At 45.9% G+C, this 23,798-nt stretch carries 20 protein-coding genes; 8 read left to right on the forward strand and 12 right to left on the reverse strand.

Features of this window, described 5'->3' with window-relative positions:
* Positions 1-49: 49 nt before the first annotated feature.
* Genes FLM53_RS06600 through pilM form a run of 5 tightly spaced genes read right to left on the reverse strand, consistent with a single transcriptional unit; the run spans position 50 to position 4,521 of the window.
* Positions 50-1,768, reverse strand: a complete 1,719-nt coding sequence (locus tag FLM53_RS06600; protein WP_176680528.1) for a type IV pilus secretin PilQ — start codon at positions 1,766-1,768, stop codon at positions 50-52.
* 35 nt (positions 1,769-1,803) lie between these two features.
* Complete coding sequence (locus FLM53_RS06605; RefSeq protein ID WP_176680930.1) at positions 1,804-2,322, reverse strand: pilus assembly protein PilP; 519 nt, start codon at positions 2,320-2,322, stop codon at positions 1,804-1,806.
* On the reverse strand, positions 2,309-2,920 hold the full coding sequence (locus FLM53_RS06610; RefSeq protein ID WP_176680529.1) for a type 4a pilus biogenesis protein PilO: 612 nt from the start codon (positions 2,918-2,920) through the stop codon (positions 2,309-2,311). Before FLM53_RS06610 ends, FLM53_RS06605 begins: the two co-directional genes overlap by 14 nt.
* The gene (locus FLM53_RS06615) at positions 2,913-3,512 is read right to left on the reverse strand and encodes a PilN domain-containing protein (RefSeq protein WP_176680530.1); all 600 of its coding nucleotides are present in this window, start codon (positions 3,510-3,512) and stop codon (positions 2,913-2,915) included. The genes FLM53_RS06610 and FLM53_RS06615 overlap by 8 nt, the downstream gene beginning before the upstream one ends.
* A complete protein-coding gene (gene pilM, locus FLM53_RS06620) occupies positions 3,496-4,521 on the reverse strand; it encodes a type IV pilus assembly protein PilM (protein WP_176680531.1) in 1,026 nt (341 codons plus the stop codon). Before pilM ends, FLM53_RS06615 begins: the two co-directional genes overlap by 17 nt.
* A 151-nt stretch (positions 4,522-4,672) precedes the next feature.
* On the opposite strand from pilM, the gene FLM53_RS06625 reads away from it, so the two are divergent.
* Positions 4,673-7,234: a penicillin-binding protein 1A gene (locus FLM53_RS06625; RefSeq protein ID WP_176680532.1), complete on the forward strand. Its 2,562-nt coding sequence runs from the start codon at positions 4,673-4,675 to the stop codon at positions 7,232-7,234.
* A 112-nt stretch (positions 7,235-7,346) separates the two neighbouring features.
* On the opposite strand, the gene oxyR is transcribed toward FLM53_RS06625, so the two are convergent.
* Positions 7,347-8,240, reverse strand: coding sequence for a DNA-binding transcriptional regulator OxyR (gene oxyR / locus FLM53_RS06630; RefSeq protein ID WP_176680533.1), 894 nt, complete (start codon positions 8,238-8,240; stop codon positions 7,347-7,349).
* Here oxyR and FLM53_RS23975 point away from each other — a divergent pair.
* The 3 genes from FLM53_RS23975 to FLM53_RS06640 all read left to right on the forward strand — a co-directional run bounded on the left by FLM53_RS23975 (position 8,239) and on the right by FLM53_RS06640 (position 10,891).
* The gene (locus FLM53_RS23975) at positions 8,239-8,418 is read left to right on the forward strand and encodes a hypothetical protein (RefSeq protein WP_256099342.1); all 180 of its coding nucleotides are present in this window, start codon (positions 8,239-8,241) and stop codon (positions 8,416-8,418) included. The genes oxyR and FLM53_RS23975 overlap by 2 nt on opposite strands.
* Positions 8,419-8,462: 44 nt before the next feature.
* Entirely contained in the window at positions 8,463-9,191 is a 729-nt protein-coding gene (locus FLM53_RS06635) for a glutathione peroxidase (RefSeq protein WP_048659171.1), read from the forward strand.
* 233 nt (positions 9,192-9,424) lie between these two features.
* Positions 9,425-10,891, forward strand: coding sequence for a dihydrolipoyl dehydrogenase (locus tag FLM53_RS06640; protein ID WP_176680534.1), 1,467 nt, complete (start codon positions 9,425-9,427; stop codon positions 10,889-10,891).
* Positions 10,892-11,216: 325 nt separating this feature from the next.
* Here FLM53_RS06640 and FLM53_RS06645 read toward each other — a convergent pair whose 3' ends face one another.
* A complete protein-coding gene (locus FLM53_RS06645) occupies positions 11,217-11,564 on the reverse strand; it encodes a RidA family protein (protein ID WP_004729674.1) in 348 nt (115 codons plus the stop codon).
* A gap of 87 nt (positions 11,565-11,651) precedes the next feature.
* On the opposite strand from FLM53_RS06645, the gene FLM53_RS06650 reads away from it, so the two are divergent.
* Positions 11,652-11,900 (forward strand): DUF3624 domain-containing protein, encoded by a 249-nt coding sequence (locus FLM53_RS06650; protein ID WP_176680535.1) that lies wholly within the window; start codon positions 11,652-11,654, stop codon positions 11,898-11,900.
* A 254-nt stretch (positions 11,901-12,154) separates the two neighbouring features.
* Here FLM53_RS06650 and argH read toward each other — a convergent pair whose 3' ends face one another.
* The 4 genes from argH to argC all read right to left on the reverse strand — a co-directional run bounded on the left by argH (position 12,155) and on the right by argC (position 17,507).
* Positions 12,155-14,029, reverse strand: coding sequence for an argininosuccinate lyase (argH, locus tag FLM53_RS06655; protein ID WP_176680536.1), 1,875 nt, complete (start codon positions 14,027-14,029; stop codon positions 12,155-12,157).
* 347 nt (positions 14,030-14,376) lie between these two features.
* Positions 14,377-15,588 carry an argininosuccinate synthase gene (locus FLM53_RS06660; protein ID WP_017632086.1) on the reverse strand — a complete coding sequence of 404 codons (1,212 nt, stop codon included), beginning with the start codon at positions 15,586-15,588 and terminating at the stop codon, positions 14,377-14,379.
* Between the two features lie 113 nt (positions 15,589-15,701).
* A complete protein-coding gene (argB, locus tag FLM53_RS06665; protein WP_017063686.1) occupies positions 15,702-16,490 on the reverse strand; it encodes an acetylglutamate kinase in 789 nt (262 codons plus the stop codon).
* A 12-nt stretch (positions 16,491-16,502) separates the two neighbouring features.
* Positions 16,503-17,507 (reverse strand): N-acetyl-gamma-glutamyl-phosphate reductase, encoded by a 1,005-nt coding sequence (argC, locus tag FLM53_RS06670; protein ID WP_102433309.1) that lies wholly within the window; start codon positions 17,505-17,507, stop codon positions 16,503-16,505.
* A gap of 154 nt (positions 17,508-17,661) precedes the next feature.
* On the opposite strand from argC, the gene argE reads away from it, so the two are divergent.
* The 3 genes from argE (at position 17,662) to FLM53_RS06685 (ending at position 22,575) form a co-directional block, all read left to right on the forward strand.
* A complete protein-coding gene (gene argE / locus FLM53_RS06675) occupies positions 17,662-18,798 on the forward strand; it encodes an acetylornithine deacetylase (RefSeq protein WP_176680537.1) in 1,137 nt (378 codons plus the stop codon).
* A gap of 251 nt (positions 18,799-19,049) precedes the next feature.
* Positions 19,050-21,686: a phosphoenolpyruvate carboxylase gene (ppc, locus tag FLM53_RS06680; RefSeq protein ID WP_176680538.1), complete on the forward strand. Its 2,637-nt coding sequence runs from the start codon at positions 19,050-19,052 to the stop codon at positions 21,684-21,686.
* A gap of 349 nt (positions 21,687-22,035) precedes the next feature.
* Positions 22,036-22,575, forward strand: a complete 540-nt coding sequence (locus FLM53_RS06685; RefSeq protein ID WP_017061141.1) for a PadR family transcriptional regulator — start codon at positions 22,036-22,038, stop codon at positions 22,573-22,575.
* Between the two features lie 151 nt (positions 22,576-22,726).
* Here the strand turns inward: FLM53_RS06685 and metF are convergent, their stop codons facing one another.
* Positions 22,727-23,626, reverse strand: coding sequence for a methylenetetrahydrofolate reductase (metF, locus tag FLM53_RS06690; RefSeq protein ID WP_004729683.1), 900 nt, complete (start codon positions 23,624-23,626; stop codon positions 22,727-22,729).
* Positions 23,627-23,798: the final 172 nt, after the last annotated feature.

A 23,798-nucleotide genomic window follows, 5' to 3' on the forward strand; every position in this document is an offset into this window, starting at 1 on the left:
TCAAGGTTAGGTGCCACTAATGCAACTTTATTTTTAATCTAATTGTTCATTACTGAATCACAACTTTAGGCGTGACAAAAATAAGCAGTTCACTTTTGCCCACATTTTCGTAGCTGCGACGGAACAATGCACCTAACAAAGGTAGGTCTCCTAACACAGGAACTTTATCGACTGTGCTACTCACGCTGTGTTGAAATATCCCACCAAGAACGACCGTTTCACCATTATTAACAAGCACTTGCGTACCTATTCTTTGGGTGTCTATCGCGACCGCTTCCCCAGTTCCGGTTTTTACCACTTGGCCGGGCCTATCTTGAGTCACACTCAAATCCAACACCAAGCGATTGTCGGGCGTTATCTGCGGCGTCACTTTCAGACTCAATACCGCTTTCTTAAATGCGACCGATGTAGCACCACTTGAAGAGGACTCTAAGTAAGGAATTTCAGTACCTTGCTCAATGTAAGCGGGCTTTTTATTGGTGGTGATTAAGCGTGGGCTAGAAATAATCTCAGCTTTCGACTCTTGTTGCAGTGCCGACAGCTCAAGGTCGAGCAGCGTATCCGAACCAAGCTTGGCGACCTGAAAGGCAATACTCGATGCATTCGGCGATGTCGCCCCCAAATTAACGTTGAGGTAGTCATCAATCACACTGTTGCCACCATCATCGTCATACGGCGTGATTTGTGATGGATGATTACCTTCTATTGAGCCACCAACGGTGAAGCTTCCGTTGGTCGAGGATACACCCCAGCGCACGCCAAGTTCATCAAGGTTACCCTCGGTGACGGTTACGATACGCGCCTCTATCTGTACCTGCTTCACCGGAATATCCAGAGATTCAATGATGCCTCGTATCACGGCAATATTCTCTTCCAACTCACGAATCAACAAAGAATTAGTGCGCTCATCAATGGTAATCGAACCACGATCAGACAACATACTCACCGCACCCTCACCACCAATCATGTCAGCGATGTCGGTGGCTTTAGCAAAATTGATTTTGATGATTTCCGATTTGAGCTCGCCTAGTTCTTCTTCTAAACGAGATTTCTCAAGCGCTTGCTGCTCTCGAAGATCCAACTCAGCTTTCGGTGCAACCAAGATGACATTGCCATCCACGCGCTTATCCAAGCCTTTAACTTGCAAGATAATGTCGAGAACTTGCTGCCAAGGTACGCCATCTAAACGTAAAGTCAGGCTACCCGCGACCGAATCAGACACAACAAGGTTGAAGTCGTTGTAGTCAGCGATCAACTGAAGGACGTTTCGTACTGGGATGTCTTGGAAGTTAATTGAGATCAGCTTGCCCTCTTTCTCTAAGATGCTTTTCTCAGTTGTCGTTTCATCGATAACCGGCTTGCTGATCACCACCTCAATGAAGCGGCCTTTTAGGTTGTATTCATACTGGTAGTCATTATTGATGGTCGCGAGAAGCCGAGTGCTCGGTGTCTCTTTGTAGACTTCAATCCCTTCAACTAAGGTAGCGAAATCTTTCACATCCAGAAGGTAGAGTTTATCGTCATCAACCTGAGTATTAAGTAACTCTATACTCAAGCCTTCCTGAGCACGCTGAACATCGACCACCGCGGTACTGGTGGCCAGTTCAATAATGATGACGGCGTCTTTATCCTTATTAACCCTAAAATCAATATTCTCTAATTTATTAGGCAAGCTCTCTGCGTGGCTGAGCACGCTAAAAACCAACATCACAGACACAGCAAAACCTTGTAGAGCCTTGCTCACTAATCCACTTATTCCTTTATTCATATTTACATCTCATATCCACATCATGTGACATTGGTTTACTTCAGAGCCAGCCTAACGTTGCGCTTATGCCAACAACCTAAGCCATCTGGAAGAGTTTCATTAATCTGAACGTACTGGCTCGTCACCTTAGTAACTCGGCCATTGTTTAGGCCGATAAACTGGCCTTTCTTGACGTTTACCACGTTGCCTTTCGGTGTTTGCACTAACCCAAACACACTTGACCCACTGCCCATCACGCCTCTTAAACGAAGCTTACTCAGCGGGTACTTCTCTAACTTTCCGTTACGAGAGCGAGCGCTAGGTTGCCAGCAGTTTTTCTTAACCAAAGGCTGGTTTTGCACAATGGCTTCTTTAGGGAGTTCAAAGGGAGGACGAAAGGCTCGGCGCTGATAAGTCGCAGCTAAGAACTCAGTCGCAGGGACAAGTTGCTCGACGTCTTTTCTCGCCTTGGCTTCAACCTGCACAACAAAGTCTTCGAGTGAGTCTTGATTGGCTTTGCAGCCTGACAACGCAAGCAGCAACACGATTGAGTAAAACGCGCTATTGGGTTTCATCATTGACCTCCGATTTAAACTGGTAGGTATAAGCTCGAACCCTAAAGTGCAGCGTGCTGCTTTCTTGGCTGACTCGTTGCCAATTCACATCATCAAAGCTGATGATGCGCGGCAGCTTGGCGATGGCGGCAGAGAAGTCGCCAATCTCATGGTAGTCACCCGTCAGTTCGATATTGAGCGGTAAACGATAGAGGAACTCCTTGTTCTGCTTTTGCCCCCAATCGATTCGAGTGAAGGTCAGCGAGTTATCCAAGCCGAGTTCATTCACAGACGCCAACATACTGGCCAGCTCTTTTTGAACAGGTAGCTGCTCCAACAGATAATCGTAGCGACTGGTTAGCTCATCCAACTGGCTCTGCAACTTAGGTAAGGCCGCAACCTTGTTGGCCTTTATTCGCAAGGTCGTCTTTAAGGTTTGTTCTTGTTGCTTCATCTGTTGCAGTTCATCGTCGAGTGGCAACACATAAAGCCAAGTGCCGACACCTTGGATTAATATCATCAACACCAGAATGACCAAGAGCTGTGGCAACAACGGCCACTCGGTGATCTCATCTATATCAAGCTCTTGCAGACTCATCATGCTTTGAAAGCTACCCATTGTTAGCCCCCTTGCCTTTTCTATGTGCGGTCGTGCCCTCTAGTAACACTGGACTGAACACAAAAGAGACCTTGAAGGTCTGGAACTCTTTATTGAAGCGCTTGCGGTTATGAACGATAGAGTGCATCTCAACCCCTTCCAGAGAATCAGATCGTTCTAGGTTGTCCAACATAGTGGCGAGTCGAGCCGTACTGTCGCTGATGCCCGACATTTCAATCTCTTGACCATTCATCTTTATCTTGTCGACATATACGCCCTCAGGGATAAGCTCCGGCATCAGGTTCATGAAGTCGGTGGTTTTATTGCGGCCAAGCTGCAAAGACTCCACCACGTCCAGTCGAGTGAGAATGGCTTTGTGCTCTTGCTCGGCGACTTTCAGTGACTGAATCTGTCGGTCGAGCTCAGCGATGTATTGATTGAGATAGTTGAGGCGCTCTTGCTGCTTGGCTTGCTGGTCGTGAAAGTAGTTACCGACCGCCCATTGCCCACCAAGCGCAATGATGACACCGAGAATGACTAGATGAACAAAACGCTTTTTGTGCTGAGCACGAATCTCATCGCGCCAAGGCAGCAGGTTAATTTGATGCAACATGCTTTTCTCCCTGCCACTTGAGTCCACTCATCGCCATACCCGCGGCAATGCCAAAGTGTTGCCAGTCCATGGGCAGTCGACGTCGCTTCGCCACCTTGTTCTCAAACAGAGACAGAGGGTTGAGCAACTCACAGCTCAGCTGAAAATGGCGCTCTAGCTCTTCAGTGACCATTGGGATGCTCGCACCCTCGCCCATTAGCCAGATCCCTGAAATAGGCTGAAGTGCATTGACTGAAGAATAGAGCTGCAACTGACGCTTGAGCTTTTCGATCAAATTGACAATAAATCGATGGGTATCTTCAGCCGTGCCGAATATGCCTTCTATATCACTCGGGTTATCCGAGCTACGAAGATCTTGCGTACCAAAGGCGATATCTTTATAGAAAGGCGCTGAACTCTGCGGGATAACCCCTAGCGAGGTTTGGTCGATTCCAACATCCACCAGCAACCAGTTCTTCTTATCGGGATACAAGCGTGAGGCCAATTGCCAGATATTGAGTAGCCCATGCGCCTGCGTATCCACGACCACAGGTTTAAAACCTGCTTTAGTTAGCGTATCTGATCGACTATCGACCACTTCCTTGCGAGTGGCATACACCTGATAACTGCTTGTCGATCCTTTGCCAAATCGTTTGTCTTCCAGCTTTACAAAATCTAAACTCAGCTCCTCGATAGGAAAGGGCGACTGGTGAGCGAAGGTTTGATAGATCGAAAACTCTTTTTCTCTGTCTTCTAACTCACTCTCTATTTGCAGTACTTTGCTGATCACTGTGTTATCAGGTACCGAAATGGCGACGTTGCGACAGCCAAAAGGCAGTCCTTTCCTAAGTTCTTTGAGTTTCTTAACAGTTTTCTGATACTCCAAAGTATGGTTAGTTGTAAAAATGTCGTCCGAAATCGGCAGCTCTTTGTATCCCACTAGGGCATACAACTCCCCCACGGGTTTTAGTACCACGGCTTTAATGCTGTGATGATTTATATCTATACCTGTAATTAATGATGAACCCATGTGACCTAGCTCCTGAAGTGCCAAGCATTTCGTTGATTATCTAGGGGTTGTGATTATTAGTTAAATAAGCGTTAATAAACGAAAGCTAAGTTTTTAGCCTAGAGTACAAGGGTTTGCTGCTTATCAGCCTTAACTAATCAGGGATTATCCGGTGAAGTTCATAAAGCGATTATTCATATTTACATTGATTTGCATGATTCTTGGAGTCAGTACAATTTTCGGGTTTTATTATTACGTAAAACCAGAGTTGCCTGATGTTGCCACTTTGCGCGACGTAGAACTCCAAACGCCGATGCAAGTCTTCAGTCAAGACGGTAAGTTGATCTCTCAATTTGGTGAAAAGCGTCGTAATCCAGTCACTTATGACGAGATTCCTCGCCACTTAGTTGAGGCTTTGATTGCTACCGAAGATAGCCGTTTCTACGAACACCCAGGTATTGACCCAATCGGTATTACTCGTGCAGCGATCGTAGTTGCTATGTCGGGTTCTGCAAAACAAGGTGCGAGTACCATTACTCAGCAGCTTGCGCGTAACTTCTTCTTATCTAATGAGAAAAAGATCATGCGTAAGATTAAAGAGATCTTCATTGCGATCCACATTGAGCAACTGCTTAGCAAAGAAGAGATCATGGAGCTGTACGTAAACAAGATCTTCCTTGGTCACCGTTCATATGGTTTCGGCGCAGCAGCGCGTGTTTACTTCGGTAAAGATCTTCCAGATCTAACCCTGAGTGAGTTAGCTACACTTGCAGGTATGCCAAAAGCACCATCGACAATGAACCCTATTTACTCTGTTGAGCGTGCGACTAACCGTCGTAACGTTGTATTACGTCGTATGCTGGACGAGAAATACATCACTCAAGCAGAGTTTGATGAAGCTCGCAGTGAAGAGCTTATCTCGAAGTACCACGGTGCAGAGATTGAACTCAGCGCACCGTATGTTGCAGAAGTTGCACGTGCTTGGATGGTGGAACGCTATGGCGAAGCCGCTTATACATCAGGCATGAAGGTCTACACGACCGTTGATTCAAAACTACAGAAAGCAGCGAACCAAGCCGCGATTAAGAACCTGCTTGGCTACGATGAGCGTCACGGCTACCGTGGTGCTGAAAAAGTACTGTGGCAAACCGAGCAGTCAGCTTGGGATCATGAAAAGATCGTTAAACACCTTAAGTCTCAACCAACCTATGGTGACCTAGTCCCTGCGGTTGTAACTGCTGTTGATTCGAAAAGCGCTCAGGTTTGGGTTAAAAACCAAGGCGAAGGCACAATTGAATGGCAAGGCATGAACTGGGCACGTAAGTTCCTAACAGACGACCGTCAAGGCCCTGCTCCTTCGCAAGCAAAAGAGATTCTTGCTGTTGGTGAGCAAGTTTGGGTTCGCCATGAAGCCGTAACAGGCGACGAAGTCTCTGAAGAGCCGACAGAAGAGTCAGCGACAGCAGAATCGGAAACACCTGTTGTTTGGCGTCTAAGCCAAGTGCCAAATGCAAACACTGCGTTTGTGGCAATGAACCCGAACAACGGCGCAGTATTGTCGATGGTCGGTGGCTTTAACTTCGTACACAACAAGTTCAACCGTGCGACGCAATCTATTCGTCAGGTAGGTTCTGGTATCAAACCATTTATCTATTCAGCAGCGATTGAGAAAGGCTTAACACTGGCTTCACTGATCAATGATGCACCGATTAACCAATGGGATAAGAGCCAAGGTACAGCATGGCGACCAAAGAACTCACCACCAACCTACGTTGGCCCTACTCGTTTACGTATTGGCTTAGCTCAATCGAAAAACGTAATGGCGGTACGTGTACTGCGTGAAGTTGGTTTGGATGATACTCGTAACTACCTAACTCGTTTCGGCTTTGATATTGATGAAGTGCCTCGTTCTGAGACTATTGCTCTGGGTGCAGGCAGCTTAACACCAATGAAAGTAGCGCAAGGTTACTCAGTATTCGCAAATGGCGGTTACTACGTTGAACCTTTCTACATTAGCCGCGTTGAGACACCATTTGGTGAAACTGAGTTTGAAGCGACACCGAAAGTGGTGTGTAAAGAAGATTGCAAAGAGACTATTACTGCCGATCCAATGGCGGATGAGTTTGCAGAGCAAGACGTTGACGCTGAAGTGCAGTACGCACCTCAAGTTATCTCTGAGCAGAACGCATTCCTTGTTCGTGAAATGATGTACAGCAACATCTGGGGTGGCGGTGACTGGAGCCAAGGTACGGGTTGGAATGGTACAGGCTGGCGTGCTCAACCATTGAAGCGCCGTGACATTGGTGGCAAGACCGGTACGACCAACGACTCGAAAGATACTTGGTACAGCGGTTACGGCCCTGGCATGGTTGCAACGGTATGGGTTGGCTTTGATAACCACAACCGCAACCTAGGTCGCACTAAAGCGAACTCTAACCTTGGTAAGAACCAGATTACTGGTGCAGAAGCTGGCGCGAAAACAGCAGAACCGGCATGGGTTGATTTCATGGGTACAGCACTCGCAGGCGTTCCGGCTCAACGTAAAGAGATTCCGGACAACATCGTCCGCGTTCGTATTGACCGTGATACTGGCTTACTGACTAACAAGTTTGATAGCTCATCAATGTTCGAGTACTTCGAGAAAGGCACTGAGCCTACCGAGTACATCACCGAACGTTTCAATGATGACATCTACTCAACCTCATCAGGTGAAGCCGTAGAAGAGCTGTTCTAACTAGGGTTTGTAGAACCCAGTAACATGAACCAACAAAAAGGGTTGATATGAATTCATATCAACCCTTTTTTTATTTCGACAACATGAACTGTCTAGATCCTGAGTTCGAACATTAAAGCGCTTTTTCTAATTGCGTTCGGATAGTCTCAGCAAGTTGCTCAAAACGCCCCTTCAGTGGAGAACCCGGACGGTAAGCAACAACAATGCGACGTGAAGGCGTTGGATTCACCGCAGGCACGTAACACACACCGTCTTTCTGCTTCTCTTTCGGTACTGATAACTGAGGAAGCAAGGTAATCCCCGCCCCAGCTGCCACCATGTTGCGTAACGTTTCTAAACTGGTCGCTTTAAAGCGCTCGTCATCTTTTGCCCCTGCAGCAAAACAGAAGCCTAAGGCTTGGTCTCTTAAGCAGTGACCATCACCTAGTGCAAGTACTGTCTGCCCATTTAACTGCAGCATATCGACGCTGTCTTGTTGAGCCCACTCATGGTCACACGGCACCGCAACACTTAACGGCTCGTCATACACATCAATCTCTTTGAACACCGCGGTTTCATCAACCGCAGCCAGTACCAAGCAGTCCAGCTTTCCATCTTCCAATTGGCTCACTAATTGATGAGTTTGGGCTTCATGCAGGTACAGCTCTAACTCAGGAAAGCTTTCTTTCAGGTGAGGGACAATCTTAGGCAAAATGTAAGGACCCACGGTTGGGATAAAACCAATGTGCATTGGTCCGGTCATCGCTTCACCGTGTCCACTCGCCATATCTTTAAAGGTCTTCACCTCGTTGAGAATGCGCTTGGCTTGCTCAACAAGTTGTAACCCTGATTCTGTAAATATCACCTTCCTTGGGCTACGCTCGGTTAACTGAAGTCCAATTTCATCTTCGAGTTTGCGTATTTGACCGCTCAATGTGGGCTGACTTACAAAGCACGCTTCTGCCGCTTTTCGGAAGTGTTTGTGCTCTGCGAGCGCCACCAAGTATTCAAAGTCACGAATGTTCATGATCAGTCTCTTACCTCAGGTTTTAATAAGAACAAGGGTTTTCATAGAAACATTTAAAAGAAAAATGCTCTTGATAGAATTTACCTATCAAAACCATAACATCAAACGATTAGAGCTATCAAAGAATTTATCTAATAATGGGTTCAACAAAACGAAACAGAGCAACGAAAAACGTTAAGCTCTAATAGAACAAAATTAAAAATACTATTTAAGGAAATCAATATGTTTGCATCTAAAGAAGGTCAATCAATCCCTCAAGTAACATTCCCAACTCGCCAAGGCGATGCATGGGTTAACGTAACGACAGAAGAGCTTTTCAAAGACAAGACAGTTATCGTATTCAGCCTACCAGGCGCGTTTACTCCAACATGTTCTTCAAGCCACCTACCTCGTTACAACGAACTACACTCAGTGTTCAAAGAAAACGGCGTTGATGACATCCTTTGTGTTTCTGTAAACGACACGTTCGTAATGAACGCATGGAAAGCAGACCAAGAAGCAGAAAACATCACATTCATCCCAGATGGTAACGGTGATTTCACAGACGGCATGGGTATGCTAGTTGAGAAAAACGACATCGGCTTCGGCAAACGTTCATGGCGCTACAGCATGCTGGTTAAAAACGGCGTGGTAGAAAAAATGTTCATCGAAGAAGACGTACCAGGCGACCCGTTCAAGGTTTCTGATGCAGATACTATGCTTAACTACCTTGCTCCCGAGCACAAAGAGCAAGAGTCAATCACAGTATTCACTAAGCCAGGCTGTCCTTTCTGTATGAAAGCGAAACAGAACCTAATCGACAAAGGTCTAAACTACGAAGAAGTGGTTCTAGGTAAAGACGCTACAACAGTAAGCCTACGTGCAATCTCTGGTCGCACAACAGTTCCTCAAGTATTCATCGGTGGCAAACACATCGGTGGCAGCGAAGAACTAGAAGCTTTCCTAGGTTAAGTTAAGTGAACTAGCAATATCAGCTAACCCACCCTCTGTGGGTTAGCTATTCCAAACCACTCTCATGTGAACTTTGGAAAAAGAATATAGCTTGTGACTCGCTAACCTAAGAGCCACAAGCTAAACCTAATAAAACAGAATCACAAAACTGACCCGTTATCCTGACTCTCAAAAAATCACCAGAGTTGGAGGGGTTCGTTCAAACTAAATTCAGCCATTGCGAGAAAATTATTATGAAACAAGTCAATGTAGATGTAGCAGTTATCGGGGGCGGTACGGCAGGTCTAGGTTCTTACCGCGCTGCAAAAGCACACACTGACAGTGTCGTGATGATTGAAGGCGGCCCTTACGGTACTACCTGTGCTCGCGTTGGTTGTATGCCATCTAAACTGCTTATTGCAGCTGCAGAAAGCGTACACCAAATCGAGAAAGCTCCGGCTTTTGGCGTTCACCCACAAGGCGATATCTTGATTAACGGGCGTGAAGTGATGGATCGAGTTAAGTTTGAACGTGACCGTTTTGTTGGTTTTGTTTTAGAAGGCGTTGATGAAATCCCAGAGCAAGACAAAATCTCTGGTTACGCAAAATTCTTAGACGACAACACGCTACAAATTGATGACCACACGGTTGTAACGGCTAAGCGTATTGTTATCGCGACAGGTTCGCGTCCTGCATACCCTGCAGTTTGGAATGAACTTGACGACCGCCTAATCATTAACGATGACGTGTTCAGCTGGGATGACTTACCAGAATCGGTTGCTGTATTTGGCCCTGGCGTTATTGGCCTTGAGCTTGGTCAGTCACTGCACCGCTTAGGTGTGAAGACCAAACTGTTCGGTTTAGGTGGTCAAGTTGGCCCAGTAACTGACCCTGAGATCATGGCTTACGCAGACAAAGCCTTCAATGAAGAGTTCTACCTAGATGCCGACGTAAAAATCGAAAGCATGAAGCGTATTACCACTGAATCGGGTGAACCACGTGTCGAAATCCAGTTCATCAATAAACAAGGTGAGCTAGAAACCAACATCGTTGAGTACGTATTAGCAGCAACAGGTCGTCGTCCTAATACAGATAAACTTGGCCTAGAGAATACCTCTCTTGAGCTTGATGAACGTGGTGTACCAATCGCCGATCACTACACGCTACAAACATCATTGCCATCAGTATTTATTGCGGGTGATGCAAGCAACCAACTGCCTCTACTACATGAAGCAGCAGACCAAGCACGCATTGCAGGCGACAACGCTGGTCGCTTCCCTGAGATTCGAGCTGGCCTACGCCGCTCTAAAATCTCAGCAGTATTCTCTGACCCGCAAATCGCGATGGTTGGCGAAACGTACAAAGAAATCACCACACGCTTAGGCACATGTGGTTGTTTCGCAACGGGTGAAGTGTCTTTCGAGAATCAAGGTCGTTCACGAGTGATGCTACGCAACAAAGGTATTCTGCACGTTTACGGCGAGCAAGGTACAGGACGCTTCCTTGGCGCTGAAATGATGGGACCAAACGCAGAACACTTGGCTCATTTATTAGCATGGGCACACCAGAAAAAGATGACAGTTTCTGAAATGCTAGACATGCCGTTCTACCACCCAGTAATCGAAGAGGGTGTACGAACTGCCCTACGTGACCTGAATGCGAAACTGCACCTAGGTCCGGAGATGGTGAAACACTGTCTAGATTGTGGTCCGGGTTGTTAATCTCGGTGGATTGAGACAGAACACATAGATTAGATACTAAAAAGGAAAGCCATTGGCTTTCCTTTTTGCTTTTTGCTTTTTGCTTTTTGCTTTTTGGCAACGAGTAAATAACAGATTCCCGATTACGCTCCTTCGTCGCTTTCGGGAATGACGATAATTTTCCTATACCGTCATATCCAGTATAACGATGCTTTTCAAAACGCGTCTCAGCTAAACCCAACCAAAGTGACATCAGTTAAACCAAAACTTAACCGTCATTCCAGAACCGAGGGACGACGTATCTAGAATCTCTTGAAGTCGTTACTTATCGCTAAATGCGAGAGAATTACTTCTCAGCAGCAATCACAGAGATTTCAACAAGTAGCGCTTCACGAGCCATGTCGCCAGTCACACATGCGCGAGCTGGAGCGTGACCTTCTGGCACCCATGCATCCCAAACTGCGTTCATTTCTTGGAAATCTTTCATGTCTTTCAAGTAAATCGTTGCTGACAGCATGTGCTCTTTGTCGCTGCCTGCTTGCTCAAGTAGAGCTTCTACTTTATCTAGCATTGTCTGTGTTTGTTCAGTGATGTCTTTAGTTGCATCAGCGCAAACTTGGCCACATAGGTAGATAGTACCGTTGTGTTTAACAATACGGCTCATGCGTTGCTTGGTTTCTTGGCGCTCAATCATCGATCTTCTCTCTCTATGTCACCGTGATCCAATATCTTGTGACGTGGTATTATCAGGGCAACAAGCATAACGCGAATCAAGCCCAAGATGACATGTCTTCATTGCAATAAAAATGAAAAAATCTTCAACAAACTCGGTCGTTGCCAACGTTGTATGAATCAACTCATGGTGCTGTCGATCTTGAGTTGGGGAACATGGTGGTTATTTTTCAGGGAAGACCCGAAAACCATCAATGCCATCGCTTTGATGATGGCCGCTTTCGCATTCAGTGGCTTGCTATCGCTCCATTGGATAATGAAGTTTGTGGTGCTGCCTTTAAGGAACAAAAAGCGTTAGCTGATATGTTTGTTAGATAGGCAATAATGGTTAGATGCGAGGTTCAATACTCCAATAATTGGTCACAACCATCGTACGAGTATAACTTCCCAAACAGCAGATAGAAAAAAGCCCCAGAACCAATCGATTCTAGGGCTTTCTTAGAAAATTCTAAGAAAAAGCAGTGGTAATTTAATAGACCGGGCTTTTCTTAATTTGTTCCCAAAAAAGATCAGATTTTTGATCTTTTTTTTAGGGACTATAAAATCAATGCCTTATGCAACATTCACCTTAGCGATAATCTGCTCGACCAAGTTAACTTCCAAAGCCACTTCATCACACGCATGTTGACGAGGACACTGGTCACAATCTTTCAGTACCTTCTCAGGTAGCAGAGATTTCGAGGTTGGTAAGAAGTCGTGCTTCATAAAAAACTCAGGCGTACGAGTCAGTACAAACACCTTCTTGATGGCCATTTGACGTGCTTTCTCAACCAAGTGCTGAACAATCGCGGTCCCCTGCCCTTGACCTTGCCAACCTGCTTCAACGCCCAATGAACGTATTTCCGCTAAGCCAGAGTCATAGACATAGAGCGATGCACAACCGGTCACTTCACCATGATGTTCTGCGACCGCAAACGAACCAATATCACGCACAAGTTCATTACGAGAACGGGGTAGGTTTTCACCCATGTTCGCCCAGTAGGCCACCATGCCTTCCAATGCTTCGATGTCAGTCAAACGAGCAGGACGAACCTTAACGATGGAAGTATCACGCTGCGCCAAACGCTTCTCAGCTTGGTCTACCGCGTAAGCCACTTGTTGTGGTGATACACCACCCAGTGCGCTACGTTTTTCAAGACACGATTCAATAGTTAGGATGTCATACACATCCTCTTCTATCACCTCAGAGAACTCTTTCATCTCTGCGATGGTTAACTCTTCCAGTGCACAGCCTTTAGCAATCGCCGCCACTACTGTTACACCCACAATATGGTGAGCTTCACGGAAAGGAATGCCTTTCGCTACTAGGTAATCAGCCAGTTCCGTAGAGTTTGCATAACCTTGCTTCGCTGCTTCCAGTGTACGTTCGCCGTTCACTTTAATGCCGTCAAAACAAAGTGCAGCCATTTCCATACAATCATTCCAAGTGTCTAAAGCGTCGAACAGACCTTCTTTATCTTCTTGCATGTCTTTGTTGTATGCCAAAGGCAGAGCTTTCACTGTCATCATCATTGCTGCTAATGAACCGTACACACGGCCCGTTTTGCCACGGATAAGTTCTAGCGCATCCGGGTTTTTCTTTTGTGGCATCAGAGATGAACCTGATGTCACTGTATCCGCTAACTCGATGAAGTTTGATTCACCAGAGTTGTAGAAAATCATATCTTCTGCAAGACGCGAAAGGTGAAGCATAGAGATAGAAGCGATCGACATCAGCTCCATCACATGATCACGGTCAGATACTGAATCTAGAGAGTTGCGCGTTGCACGACGGAAACCTAAGTTGTGAGCTAACTCTTCACGGTCCATCGGGTAAGCTGTTCCTGCAAGGGCACCAGAACCCAGCGGACATGTATCTAAACGCTTAATCGCATCATTCAAACGTGAATAGTCACGCTCAAGCATTTCAACGTAAGCCAAGCACCAGTGAGCAAAAGTTACCGGCTGAGCACGTTGTAAGTGAGTGTAGCCAGGAAGCACGGTTTCTTGATGCTGAGAAGCAACATTCACCATTTGGCTTTGCAGGCGATCCAATGCTAGTAGCAGTTGGTTACCTTGCTGACGACACCATAGTTTCAGGTCTGTCGCCACTTGGTCATTACGAGAACGGCCAGTGTGAAGCTTTTTGCCCAAGTCACCGACTTTGCCGATAAGTTGTTGCTCAACCCAGCTGTGAATATCTTCTGCATCAGAACGTAGAATCTGTTCAGGATCTTCCATCACCTCAAGTTTTAGCTCATTCAGTGCTAACTCAAGCTTCTGTTGCTCTTCTTCTGTTAATACCTTGACCGACAGTAGAGCTTTAGACCAGGCAATTGAGCCCACAATGTCTTGCTCAGCCAATCGGTAATCAAAACGAAGAGAATCGTTAAAATCTTTGAACCGGGTGTCTGCTGCTTGGGTAAATCTACCGCCCCATAATGCCATTGTGTATCTCCTAATTGCACAGTGCTCACTGTTTTTGCAAATGATAATTCTGATTAAGATTCAGTATTTTTCTGATGGTTTAAACTTACGGCAATTCAAAATGAAAATAAAGTATTAATTCATTATTTTCACATATTTATTCACCACAAGTTGAATCCATTGATTATTTTCAGCGTGGAGCGCGAATTATATGCCATTCGATAGTAAAAACCGAAGCTGATTTATTAGGCGAATAGAAACTAAAAAGCCCACTCACTAATCAATAGTGAATGGGCTTTGCATAATAATGTCTGTTTACTGACCTTTAATTTTTCATCAAAGGCTAGCTCACTAACTCATTGTTAGGATTACTTTTGGCTATTCAGAGCACGGATACGGCTTGATAGCGAGTAAAGGCGGATGAAGCCTTCAGCGTGGCTTTGGTCGTAAACTTCATCTTCACCAAAGGTAGCAAACTCTTCTGAGTATAGGCTGTTGTCAGAACGCTTCTGAGTTACCGTTGCATGGCCTTTGTAAAGCTTGATAACCACTTCGCCATTCACGTCTTGTGCTAGCTCTTCTGTCGCTGCAAGGATTGACTTACATAGCGGAGTGAACCAACGACCATCGTATACAAGGTGAGACGCTTTCACACCTAGCTCTTCACGGAATTCGAATGCCGCTTTATCAAGAACCAGTTGCTCTACTGCACGCAGTGCTTCCATCATGATAGTGCCACCCGGAGTTTCGTAACAACCACGAGACTTCATGCCCACAAGACGGTTCTCTACGATATCGATACGACCAACACCGTGCTTAGCACCCTTCTCATTTAGGTAAACCAGTGCGTTGTATGGCGTCATTGTTTCACCATCAACCGCAACCACTTCGCCTTTTTCAACTTTAAGCGTCACTGTTTCAGATTCGTTTGGCGCTTGCTCTGGGTCTACAGTCCAAGCCCAGCAATCTTCGTTTGGCGCATTCCATGTATCTTCTAGAACGCCACCTTCTGTAGAGATGTGCCATGCGTTTGCATCTCGCGAGTAAATCTTAGTAAGAGAAGCAGTACAAGGAATATTACGTTCTGCTAGGTAATCCAGACACTCTTCACGGCTCACTAGATCCCACTCACGCCAAGGTGCAATTACGTGTAGGTCTGGTGCTAGTGCAGCGAATGCACCTTCAAAACGAACTTGGTCATTACCTTTACCTGTACAACCGTGACACAGTGCGTCTGCACCAACTTTACGTGCAACTTCAACCTGCGCTTTCGCGATGATTGGACGAGCCATAGAAGTACCTAGTAGGTATTTGCCTTCGTAGTAAGCGCCTGTTTTTAGTGTTGGGTAGATGTAATCTGCCACCATCTCTTCTTTAAGATCAGCGATGTAACACTCAGAAGCACCAGAAGCTTTTGCTTTCTCTTCGATACCAATCAATTCTTCATCGCCTTGACCAACATCCGCGACAAACGCAACCACTTCACAGTCATAGTTCTCTTTCAACCATGGGATGATTACTGATGTGTCTAGACCGCCAGAGTAGGCTACTACAACTTTCTTTACGTTAACTTTGCTCATTTTCTTTCTCCTAGTTTCCATACTGCACATGGCGGTCAGCGTTGGAAATGACTTCATAATTATATGTTTATTTAGTTTGTCTAAATTCTTTAAGTAGCGACTCGTTGTGAGAACTACTGAGGTAAAAACTGTGTTCCTATGCTTTTACCTGAAAACAGTTGTGTTAGCTTTTCTGGGTATCGCCAAGTAGCGACTTCGATTGGTCGTCCGAGGTCGTTGGCGGCTTCTAGTGCGGCTTGAACCTTAACGATCATGCCGTCAGTAATCACTTTGCCTGCAATAAGGTCATCGGCTTGTTGTTGATTAAGGCTTGGAATGAGGTGGCCTTTGCCATCCAACACACCACTTACATCAGAAAGAAGAACTAGTTCAGCATCAAGTGCGCCAGCAACGGCAACCGCAGCTTGGTCGGCATTGACGTTCATCAGTTGACCTTGTTCAGTCAGACCAATTGAGCTAATGATTGGCAGTGCGCCAGCATTAAGAATCGCTTGCAGAACGGTTGAGTCGCCCGGCTCCGCTTTTCCTACCGCACCCAGTTCAGGGTTCAGTTCGCTCACTTTGCATAAACCACCATCAGCTAAGCTCAAACCAACGGCATTGATACCGTCTTTTATCGCCTGACCTTGCAGTAATTTATTCGCCGTACCCGCTAGTGCACCTGCAATCACAGGGATCTGATCATAAGGAGTAACACGTAGCCCTTCTTTCTTAACGGTTTCGAGGTTCAACTTATTCATCAAGTCATCAACAAGGTAACCACCACCGTGAACAATCACGATTGGTCGCTGTGCCTGTTGTTGGTAAGCAGAGATAGCACCAAATAACTTGCTAAGTGTTTCACCACAAGATAGCGCAGCGCCACCTAACTTTATGATTAATGGTTGATTATTAAGGCTCATATCTAGATTTCCTTACACTAACGCAGTTAATGGCGCAAAACCATAACGTAAATTTAAACACTGCATCGCTTGGCTAGATGCACCCTTTAATAAGTTATCAATCGCTGAAACAACGATGATGTGTTGACCTTGAACCTTCCAACCTAAATCACAGAAAGGTGTTTGTTCTACGTCTTGAATTCTTGGCAATGTCTCTTCGAGTAATCTCACCGCAGGTTTACCTTGGTAAGCTTGCTCAAAGGCATCTTGTATCTGTTGTTCTGTCACGCCTTCAGCCAATTTCATGGTGATGGTCGCTAAAATACCGCGCTTAAAGTTGCCGAGGTGCGGAGTAAAAATCACATCACATCCTAAATGTGCAGCCATTTCAGGTTGATGACGGTGATTGAATACGCCGTAAGCTTGCAGACTCACTTCGCAGAAGCTGTTAACCATGGTCGCCTTACGACCCGCTCCTGTAACACCACTCGTTGCGTTAATCACCGGCCATTGGTTTTCGTCCAGCAACTTCGCTTCAACCAAAGGCTTAATCGCCAATTGTGATGCAGTTGGATAACAACCCGCGACTGCGACAAGTTGAGCTTCTTTAATCGCTTGCTCATTCCATTCTGCTAAACCGTAAGCGGCTTTATCTAGCCATTGCTCGTGTTGGTGTTCAAAACCATAGAACTCTTGGTAGAAGTTCTCACCTTTCACTCTGAAGGCACCTGATAGGTCGAACACTTGGCAATCGTTCTCTAGAAAGATTGGCGCTAGGTCGTGACTTACTTCGTGTGCGGTAGCTAAGAAAATCACATCAGACTGTTTAGCCACTTCTTCTGGATTCGTTAATGGTTGTACTGGCATATCAATCAAGCCAGCTAACTTACCGTGCAATGCCGCAATAGGTTTACCTGCGTCTACACTATTGGCTGAGACATATAAACCTGATAGCGTGAGCTCAGGGTGTCTGTTTATCATTAGAGCCAGTTCTGCTCCTGTGTAGCCGCTTGCGCCAATGATCGTGGTTTTCAACATCTCAACACATCCATTTCTGAGGTAAGTTACATTTCAAAATTTGACTATTCATACTTAATTTTTAGCTTTATTTGATTTCTTATGCATTAAATATGATTTAATATGTGTTTTACCGACTTATAGTTTTCCTGTCAATAGTAGAAGTGAAGATATTATGCAATTACCGAGTTTTCTTGAGGTCTACAAAGGCCTAATTTCCACCGACTCTATTAGTTCTACTGATCCAAGCTGGGATCATGGCAACGAAAAAGTGATCGAAAAAATGGCTCAATGGTTTAAAGACTTGGGCTTTAGCGTAGAGGTCGTGGAAGTCGAGCCCGGCAAACATAATATGGTCGCAAAGATGGGATCTGGTGAAGGTGGCTTACTATTAGCAGGACATAGCGACACCGTGCCATTTGATGAAGGGCGTTGGAACTTCAACCCTCATGCACTGACAGAGCACAATAATCGCTTCTACGGATTAGGCACGGCCGACATGAAAGGCTTCTTCGCTTTTGTTTATGAAGCGGCAAAGAAGATGGATTGGAGCAAACAGGCGAAGCCACTTTATGTATTAGCAACCTGTGATGAAGAGACAACCATGCTAGGCGCACGACACTTCACGGAAAATGCACCATTTAAACCGGACTACTGCATCATTGGTGAGCCAACTAGCCTAGTTCCGATTCGTGGACACAAAGGCCACGTGGCAAATGCGGTACGAGTAACCGGTAAATCAGGTCACTCTTCTGACCCGGCATTAGGCGTCAACGCCATCGAGATCATGCATGAAGTGTTATTCGCATTAATGCAGCTACGTGACAAGTTAGTTAAAGAGTACCATCACCCGGGGTTTGCAATTCCAAGCCCGACTCTAAACCTTGGCCATATTCACGGTGGCGACAGTGCTAACCGTATCTGTGGTTGCTGTGAACTGCACTATGATGTGCGTCCTTTACCGGGTATCAGCTTAGATGGCTTGGATAACATGCTGCGCAGCGCACTCAAAGAAGTGGAAGCGAAATGGCCGGGCAGAATTGAGATTACCCCACTGCACGAACCTATCCCGGGTTACGAGTGCCAACATGACCATCCATTTATCGGTGGCATGGAATCCGTTTGCGAAACTGAATCACAAACCGTGAACTACTGTACCGAGGCTCCTTTCCTTCAAGAACTTTGCCCAACCTTAGTTCTGGGTCCGGGCTCAATCGACCAAGCTCACCAACCGGATGAGTTCTTAAGCTTCGATTTTATCGATCCAACGATTGATGTTCTGAGTAAATCCATCCGTAAATATTGTTTCTAGTTATTGCTACCCTTTCGATATTTTTTTATAAAAGCCGCCCAAAAAGGTGGCTTTTATTCTGTTATCCCTGCCAAAGCCTGATCTTGTAATTAAATTTCACTTTATTCCGAAGTCTTGGAAAATTTACTTCTCCCGCATTTCGAAAACTAATAATTGCAAACTTAGAATGCTTTATTTGACTAGATACAGCAGTTTTCGCTAGATTGTGTACTTAACAAGGAACAATGGATGTAATTTTTTTACGAGGCAGGATGACAATGAACGAGAAATACGCCGCTCTCAAGAGTAACGTAAGCATGCTGGGACGCTTGCTAGGTAACACAATCCAAGATGCACATGGTGACGTTATCTTAGAGAAAGTGGAAACTATCCGTAAACTTTCCAAATCCGCCCGCGCAGGCAACAAAGCTGACCGTGACAGCCTAGTTGAAGAAATCAAAAACCTGCCAAACGAACAACTCACTCCTGTTGCTCGTGCATTTAACCAATTTCTCAACCTCACCAACATGGCAGAGCAGTACCACACCATCTCTCGCCACTGTGAGGAGCATGTTTGCGAACCAGACGTGCTGCAATCTCTATTTTCCAAATTAAACCAGAATGACATCAGCAAGCTAGATGCGGCTCAAGCCGTTCGCGACCTGAACATTGAACTCGTTCTGACTGCACACCCAACAGAAATCACTCGTCGCACCATGATCAACAAGCTGGTTAAGATCAACGAGTGTCTGTCTAAATTAGAATTAAGCGACCTATCACACAAAGAGCGCGTGAAAACCGAACGTCGCCTAGAGCAACTTATCGCTCAAGGTTGGCACTCTGATGTGATTCGTCAGCAACGCCCAACGCCACTTGATGAAGCTAAGTGGGGCTTTGCGGTTGTAGAAAACTCTCTATGGGAAGCCGTGCCTGATTTCCTACGTGAAATGGACGGCCGACTAAAAGGCTACCTTGGTGAAGGCCTGCCGATCGATGCACGTCCGGTACACTTCTCATCTTGGATGGGCGGTGACCGCGATGGTAACCCATTCGTAACGCACACCATCACTAAGGAAGTTCTACGCCTATCTCGCTGGAAAGCTGCAGACCTTTACCTAGGCGACGTAAATGAGCTGATTACTGAACTGTCGATGACTAAGTGTAATGATGCGGTTCGTGATCTAGCAGGCGATGAGCACGAAGCTTACCGTGCAATCCTGAAGAACTTACGCACTCTGCTGAACAACACGCTAGAAGTGCTGGATGCAAAACTGCATGACACTGAGGTTCCGAAGAAAGAAACACTACAGAACATCGACCAACTTTGGACTCCGCTTTACGCGTGTTACCAATCGCTGCACGAATGTGGCATGGGCGTAATCGCAGACGGTTCTCTGCTTGATACTCTACGCCGCCTAAAAGCATTCGGTGTACACCTAGTGCGTCTCGATGTTCGTCAAGAAAGTACCCGTCACTCAGATGTACTGTCTGAACTGACTCGCTACCTAGGCATTGGCGACTACGACCAATGGAGCGAGCAAGACAAGATTGCTTTCTTAACCAATGAATTAAGCTCTAAGCGCCCATTACTTCCTCGTGATTGGGAGCCATCTGAACAGGTTAAAGAGGTTTTAGACACCTGTAAGGTCATTGCTGCTCAACCTCGAGAAGCCTTCGGTGCTTACGTGATCTCTATGGCTCGTACTGCATCAGATGTACTGGCTGTTCACTTACTACTGCAAGAATGTGGTTGCCCTTACCGCATGGACGTATGTCCGCTGTTCGAAACGCTAGACGACTTGAACAACTCAGAAGCAGTAATGAAGCAGCTAATGAGCATCGACTTGTATCGTGGCTTTATCCAGAACCACCAAATGGTGATGATCGGATACTCTGACTCAGCGAAAGATGCGGGTGTAATGTCTGCAGGTTGGGCTCAATATGACGCGATGGACAAGCTGGTTAAGGTTTGTGATGAAGAAGGCATTGAACTGACTCTATTCCACGGTCGTGGCGGTACGGTTGGTCGTGGTGGTGCTCCTGCGCACGCAGCTCTTCTTTCTCAGCCGCCTAAGAGCTTGAAAGGCGGTTTACGTGTAACTGAGCAAGGCGAAATGATCCGCTTTAAACTTGGCTTACCAGACGTTGCGGTAAACAGCTTTAACCTTTACGCAAGTGCGATTCTAGAAGCGAACCTTCTGCCGCCACCAGAGCCAAAACAAGAGTGGCGTGACCTAATGGAAGTGCTGTCTCAAGTGTCTTGTGAGGCTTACCGTAACGTGGTTCGTGGCGAAGAGAAATTCGTACCTTACTTCCGTCAAGCGACACCTGAACTAGAGCTAGGCAAACTGCCTCTTGGTTCTCGCCCTGCGAAACGTAACCCGAACGGCGGCGTAGAAAGTCTACGTGCGATTCCATGGATCTTCTCTTGGAGCCAAAACCGTTTGGTACTGCCTGCATGGTTAGGCGCGGGTGAAGCGATTCAGTACTCAGTAGACCAAGGTCATCAAGCCCTGCTTGAAGAGATGTGTCGCGAGTGGCCGTTCTTCTCTACCCGTCTAGGTATGTTGGAAATGGTGTACTCGAAGTGCAACATGGAAATCGCTAAATACTACGACCAACGTCTTGTTGACGAAGAGCTATTACCGTTAGGTGAATTGCTGCGTGAACAGTTGCAAAAAGACATCAAAGCCGTGCTGAATGTTGAGAACAACGAGAACCTAATGCAGAGCGACCCTTGGGGACTTGAGTCAATCCGCCTACGTAACATCTACGTTGAGCCACTAAACATGCTTCAAGCTGAGCTGCTTTACCGTACTCGTAAGTGTGAAACACCACCAGCAGAGCTTGAAGAAGCGCTAATGGTGACGATTGCAGGCATTGCAGCAGGCATGCGAAACACTGGTTAATTAGTGATTCCTACTATACAATAGACAAAAGGTCGCCTAGTGCGACCTTTTTATTTCACAAAATAAGCAATACTGAGTTTTTTGTCAGTTTTTTGGGTTATTTTGTCCATGTATTCTACTTTATGCTTATTATTTAGATATACTACTGCTCCGCTGCGGAAACACTCCAAAAAAATAATCTGCAGCATCTTGACCAATAAACTGGTCAACCTAGGTGATAAACGGCTTTGTAAGGTGACATAACCAACCGATGAGTTGGTGCTACTTAGACATAACCAATATAACGTGCCATTAGAAGCACACTTGTTGTTTAAGTATTTGTTTACTGTTTACCATTTGGATTTCAGACATGTCATTACCACACGTAATTCTAACCGTTTTAAGTACACGCGATGCTACTGGTTACGATATCACAAAAGAATTCTCCGCAAGCATTGGTTACTTCTGGAAAGCTAGCCACCAACAAGTTTACCGCGAGCTAAATAAAATGGCTCAGAATGACCAGGTAACTTGCGTGCTTGAGCCTCAAGAAGGCAAACCTGATCGTAAAGTTTACTCTATCACTGATGCTGGCCGTGGCGCGCTAGGTGAATGGTTTGAACAACCAACTGCACACCCAACCGTTCGTGACGAGTTCTCAGCTAAGCTAATGGCTTGTGCTGTACAACCTTCTGACGCTTACCGTGTACAACTTGCTGAGCTAGTAGAAGAGTCTCGCAAACTGGTTTCTCACTACCGTGAAATCGAAGCGGCTTACTACGCAACGCCATCAACTCTAGACAAGCAAGCACGCCTTGAGCGTCTTACTCTTCGTCGTAACCTACTTATCCGTGAAGCATGGATTGTATGGGCTGAAGAAGTACTGCTTGAACTTGGCGCTCTTGCTTAAGTTAAGCTAGAAGCTAGAAGCTAGAAGCTAGAAGCTAGAAAAGCAAAAGGCTTGAACTCTTAGAGTCCAAGCCTTTTTTGTATCTATAGGATTTGAAATTTTACAGCCAGAAGCTTTTTACAAGTACTTAGGCTTTACTTCTAGACTTTGCTTAAAGCGCAGCGACTTGCGGACGAACACCTAACGTGTGGCAAAGTGCGTAAGTCATTTCTGCACGGTTCAGCGTGTAGAAGTGGAAGTCCTTCACACCTTCACGGCTCAGTGTACGAACCATATCAATTGCCTGGCTAGCACCAACAAGCTGACGAGTCGTTGGATCATCATCCAAACCCTCAAACTGCTTCGCCATCCAACCCGGTACTTTTACGTTGTTCATCGCAGCAAAGCGAGACGCTTGCTTGAAGTTAGAAACCGGTAGGATGCCCGGTACAATCTCAACATCAACACCCGCCGCCACACAACGGTCACGAAAGCGTAGGTAGCTCTCTACATCAAAGAAGAACTGAGTGATAGCACGGTTAGCACCGGCATCTACTTTACGTTTTAGGTTAATAAGATCCGATTGAGCGCTTTTTGCTTCAGGGTGAACCTCAGGGAATGCCGCTACTGAAATATCAAAGTCGTGACGAGACTTAAGTAGTTCAACTAGATCAGATGCGTACATCTCTGGCGCGCCGCCACCTGCTGGAATATCACCACGCAGAGCAACAATACTCTCGATACCATTCGCCCAGTAATCGTCGGCGATTTGAATCAGCTCCTCGCGGCTAGCATCAATACACGTTAGGTGTGGAGCTGCTACTAGACCTGTTTGGTTTTTGATTTCTTTAATGATTGAGTGGGTACGGTCACGTTCACCCGAGTTTGCACCGTAGGTTACTGATACAAATTTTGGCTGAAGTGTTTTAAGACGGTGAACAGAATTCCACAGGGTCTCTTCCATCTTCTCACTGCTTGGTGGAAAAAACTCAAATGACACATTGATGTTGTCAGAAAGCTCAGCGATATTCTGATTTAAAGCGTCGATATGACTAGCGTGTGTGTATCCCATCTTACTCTCCCTGTGGCAAAAGCGACCACTAAAATCTCAAATCCTTAAACGACGTTTAGACGTCTATATGTCTGTAGGATGTATTGAATACGATTTAATGTCAACAGATCCATTATGAATTTTTTTCAAGTAGATCGTGAGTAAAACTCAAGTAGTTAGATGGCTTGCAAAG

This window comes from Vibrio sp. Scap24, assembly GCF_013394185.1.
Lineage (GTDB): Bacteria > Pseudomonadota > Gammaproteobacteria > Enterobacterales > Vibrionaceae > Vibrio > Vibrio pomeroyi.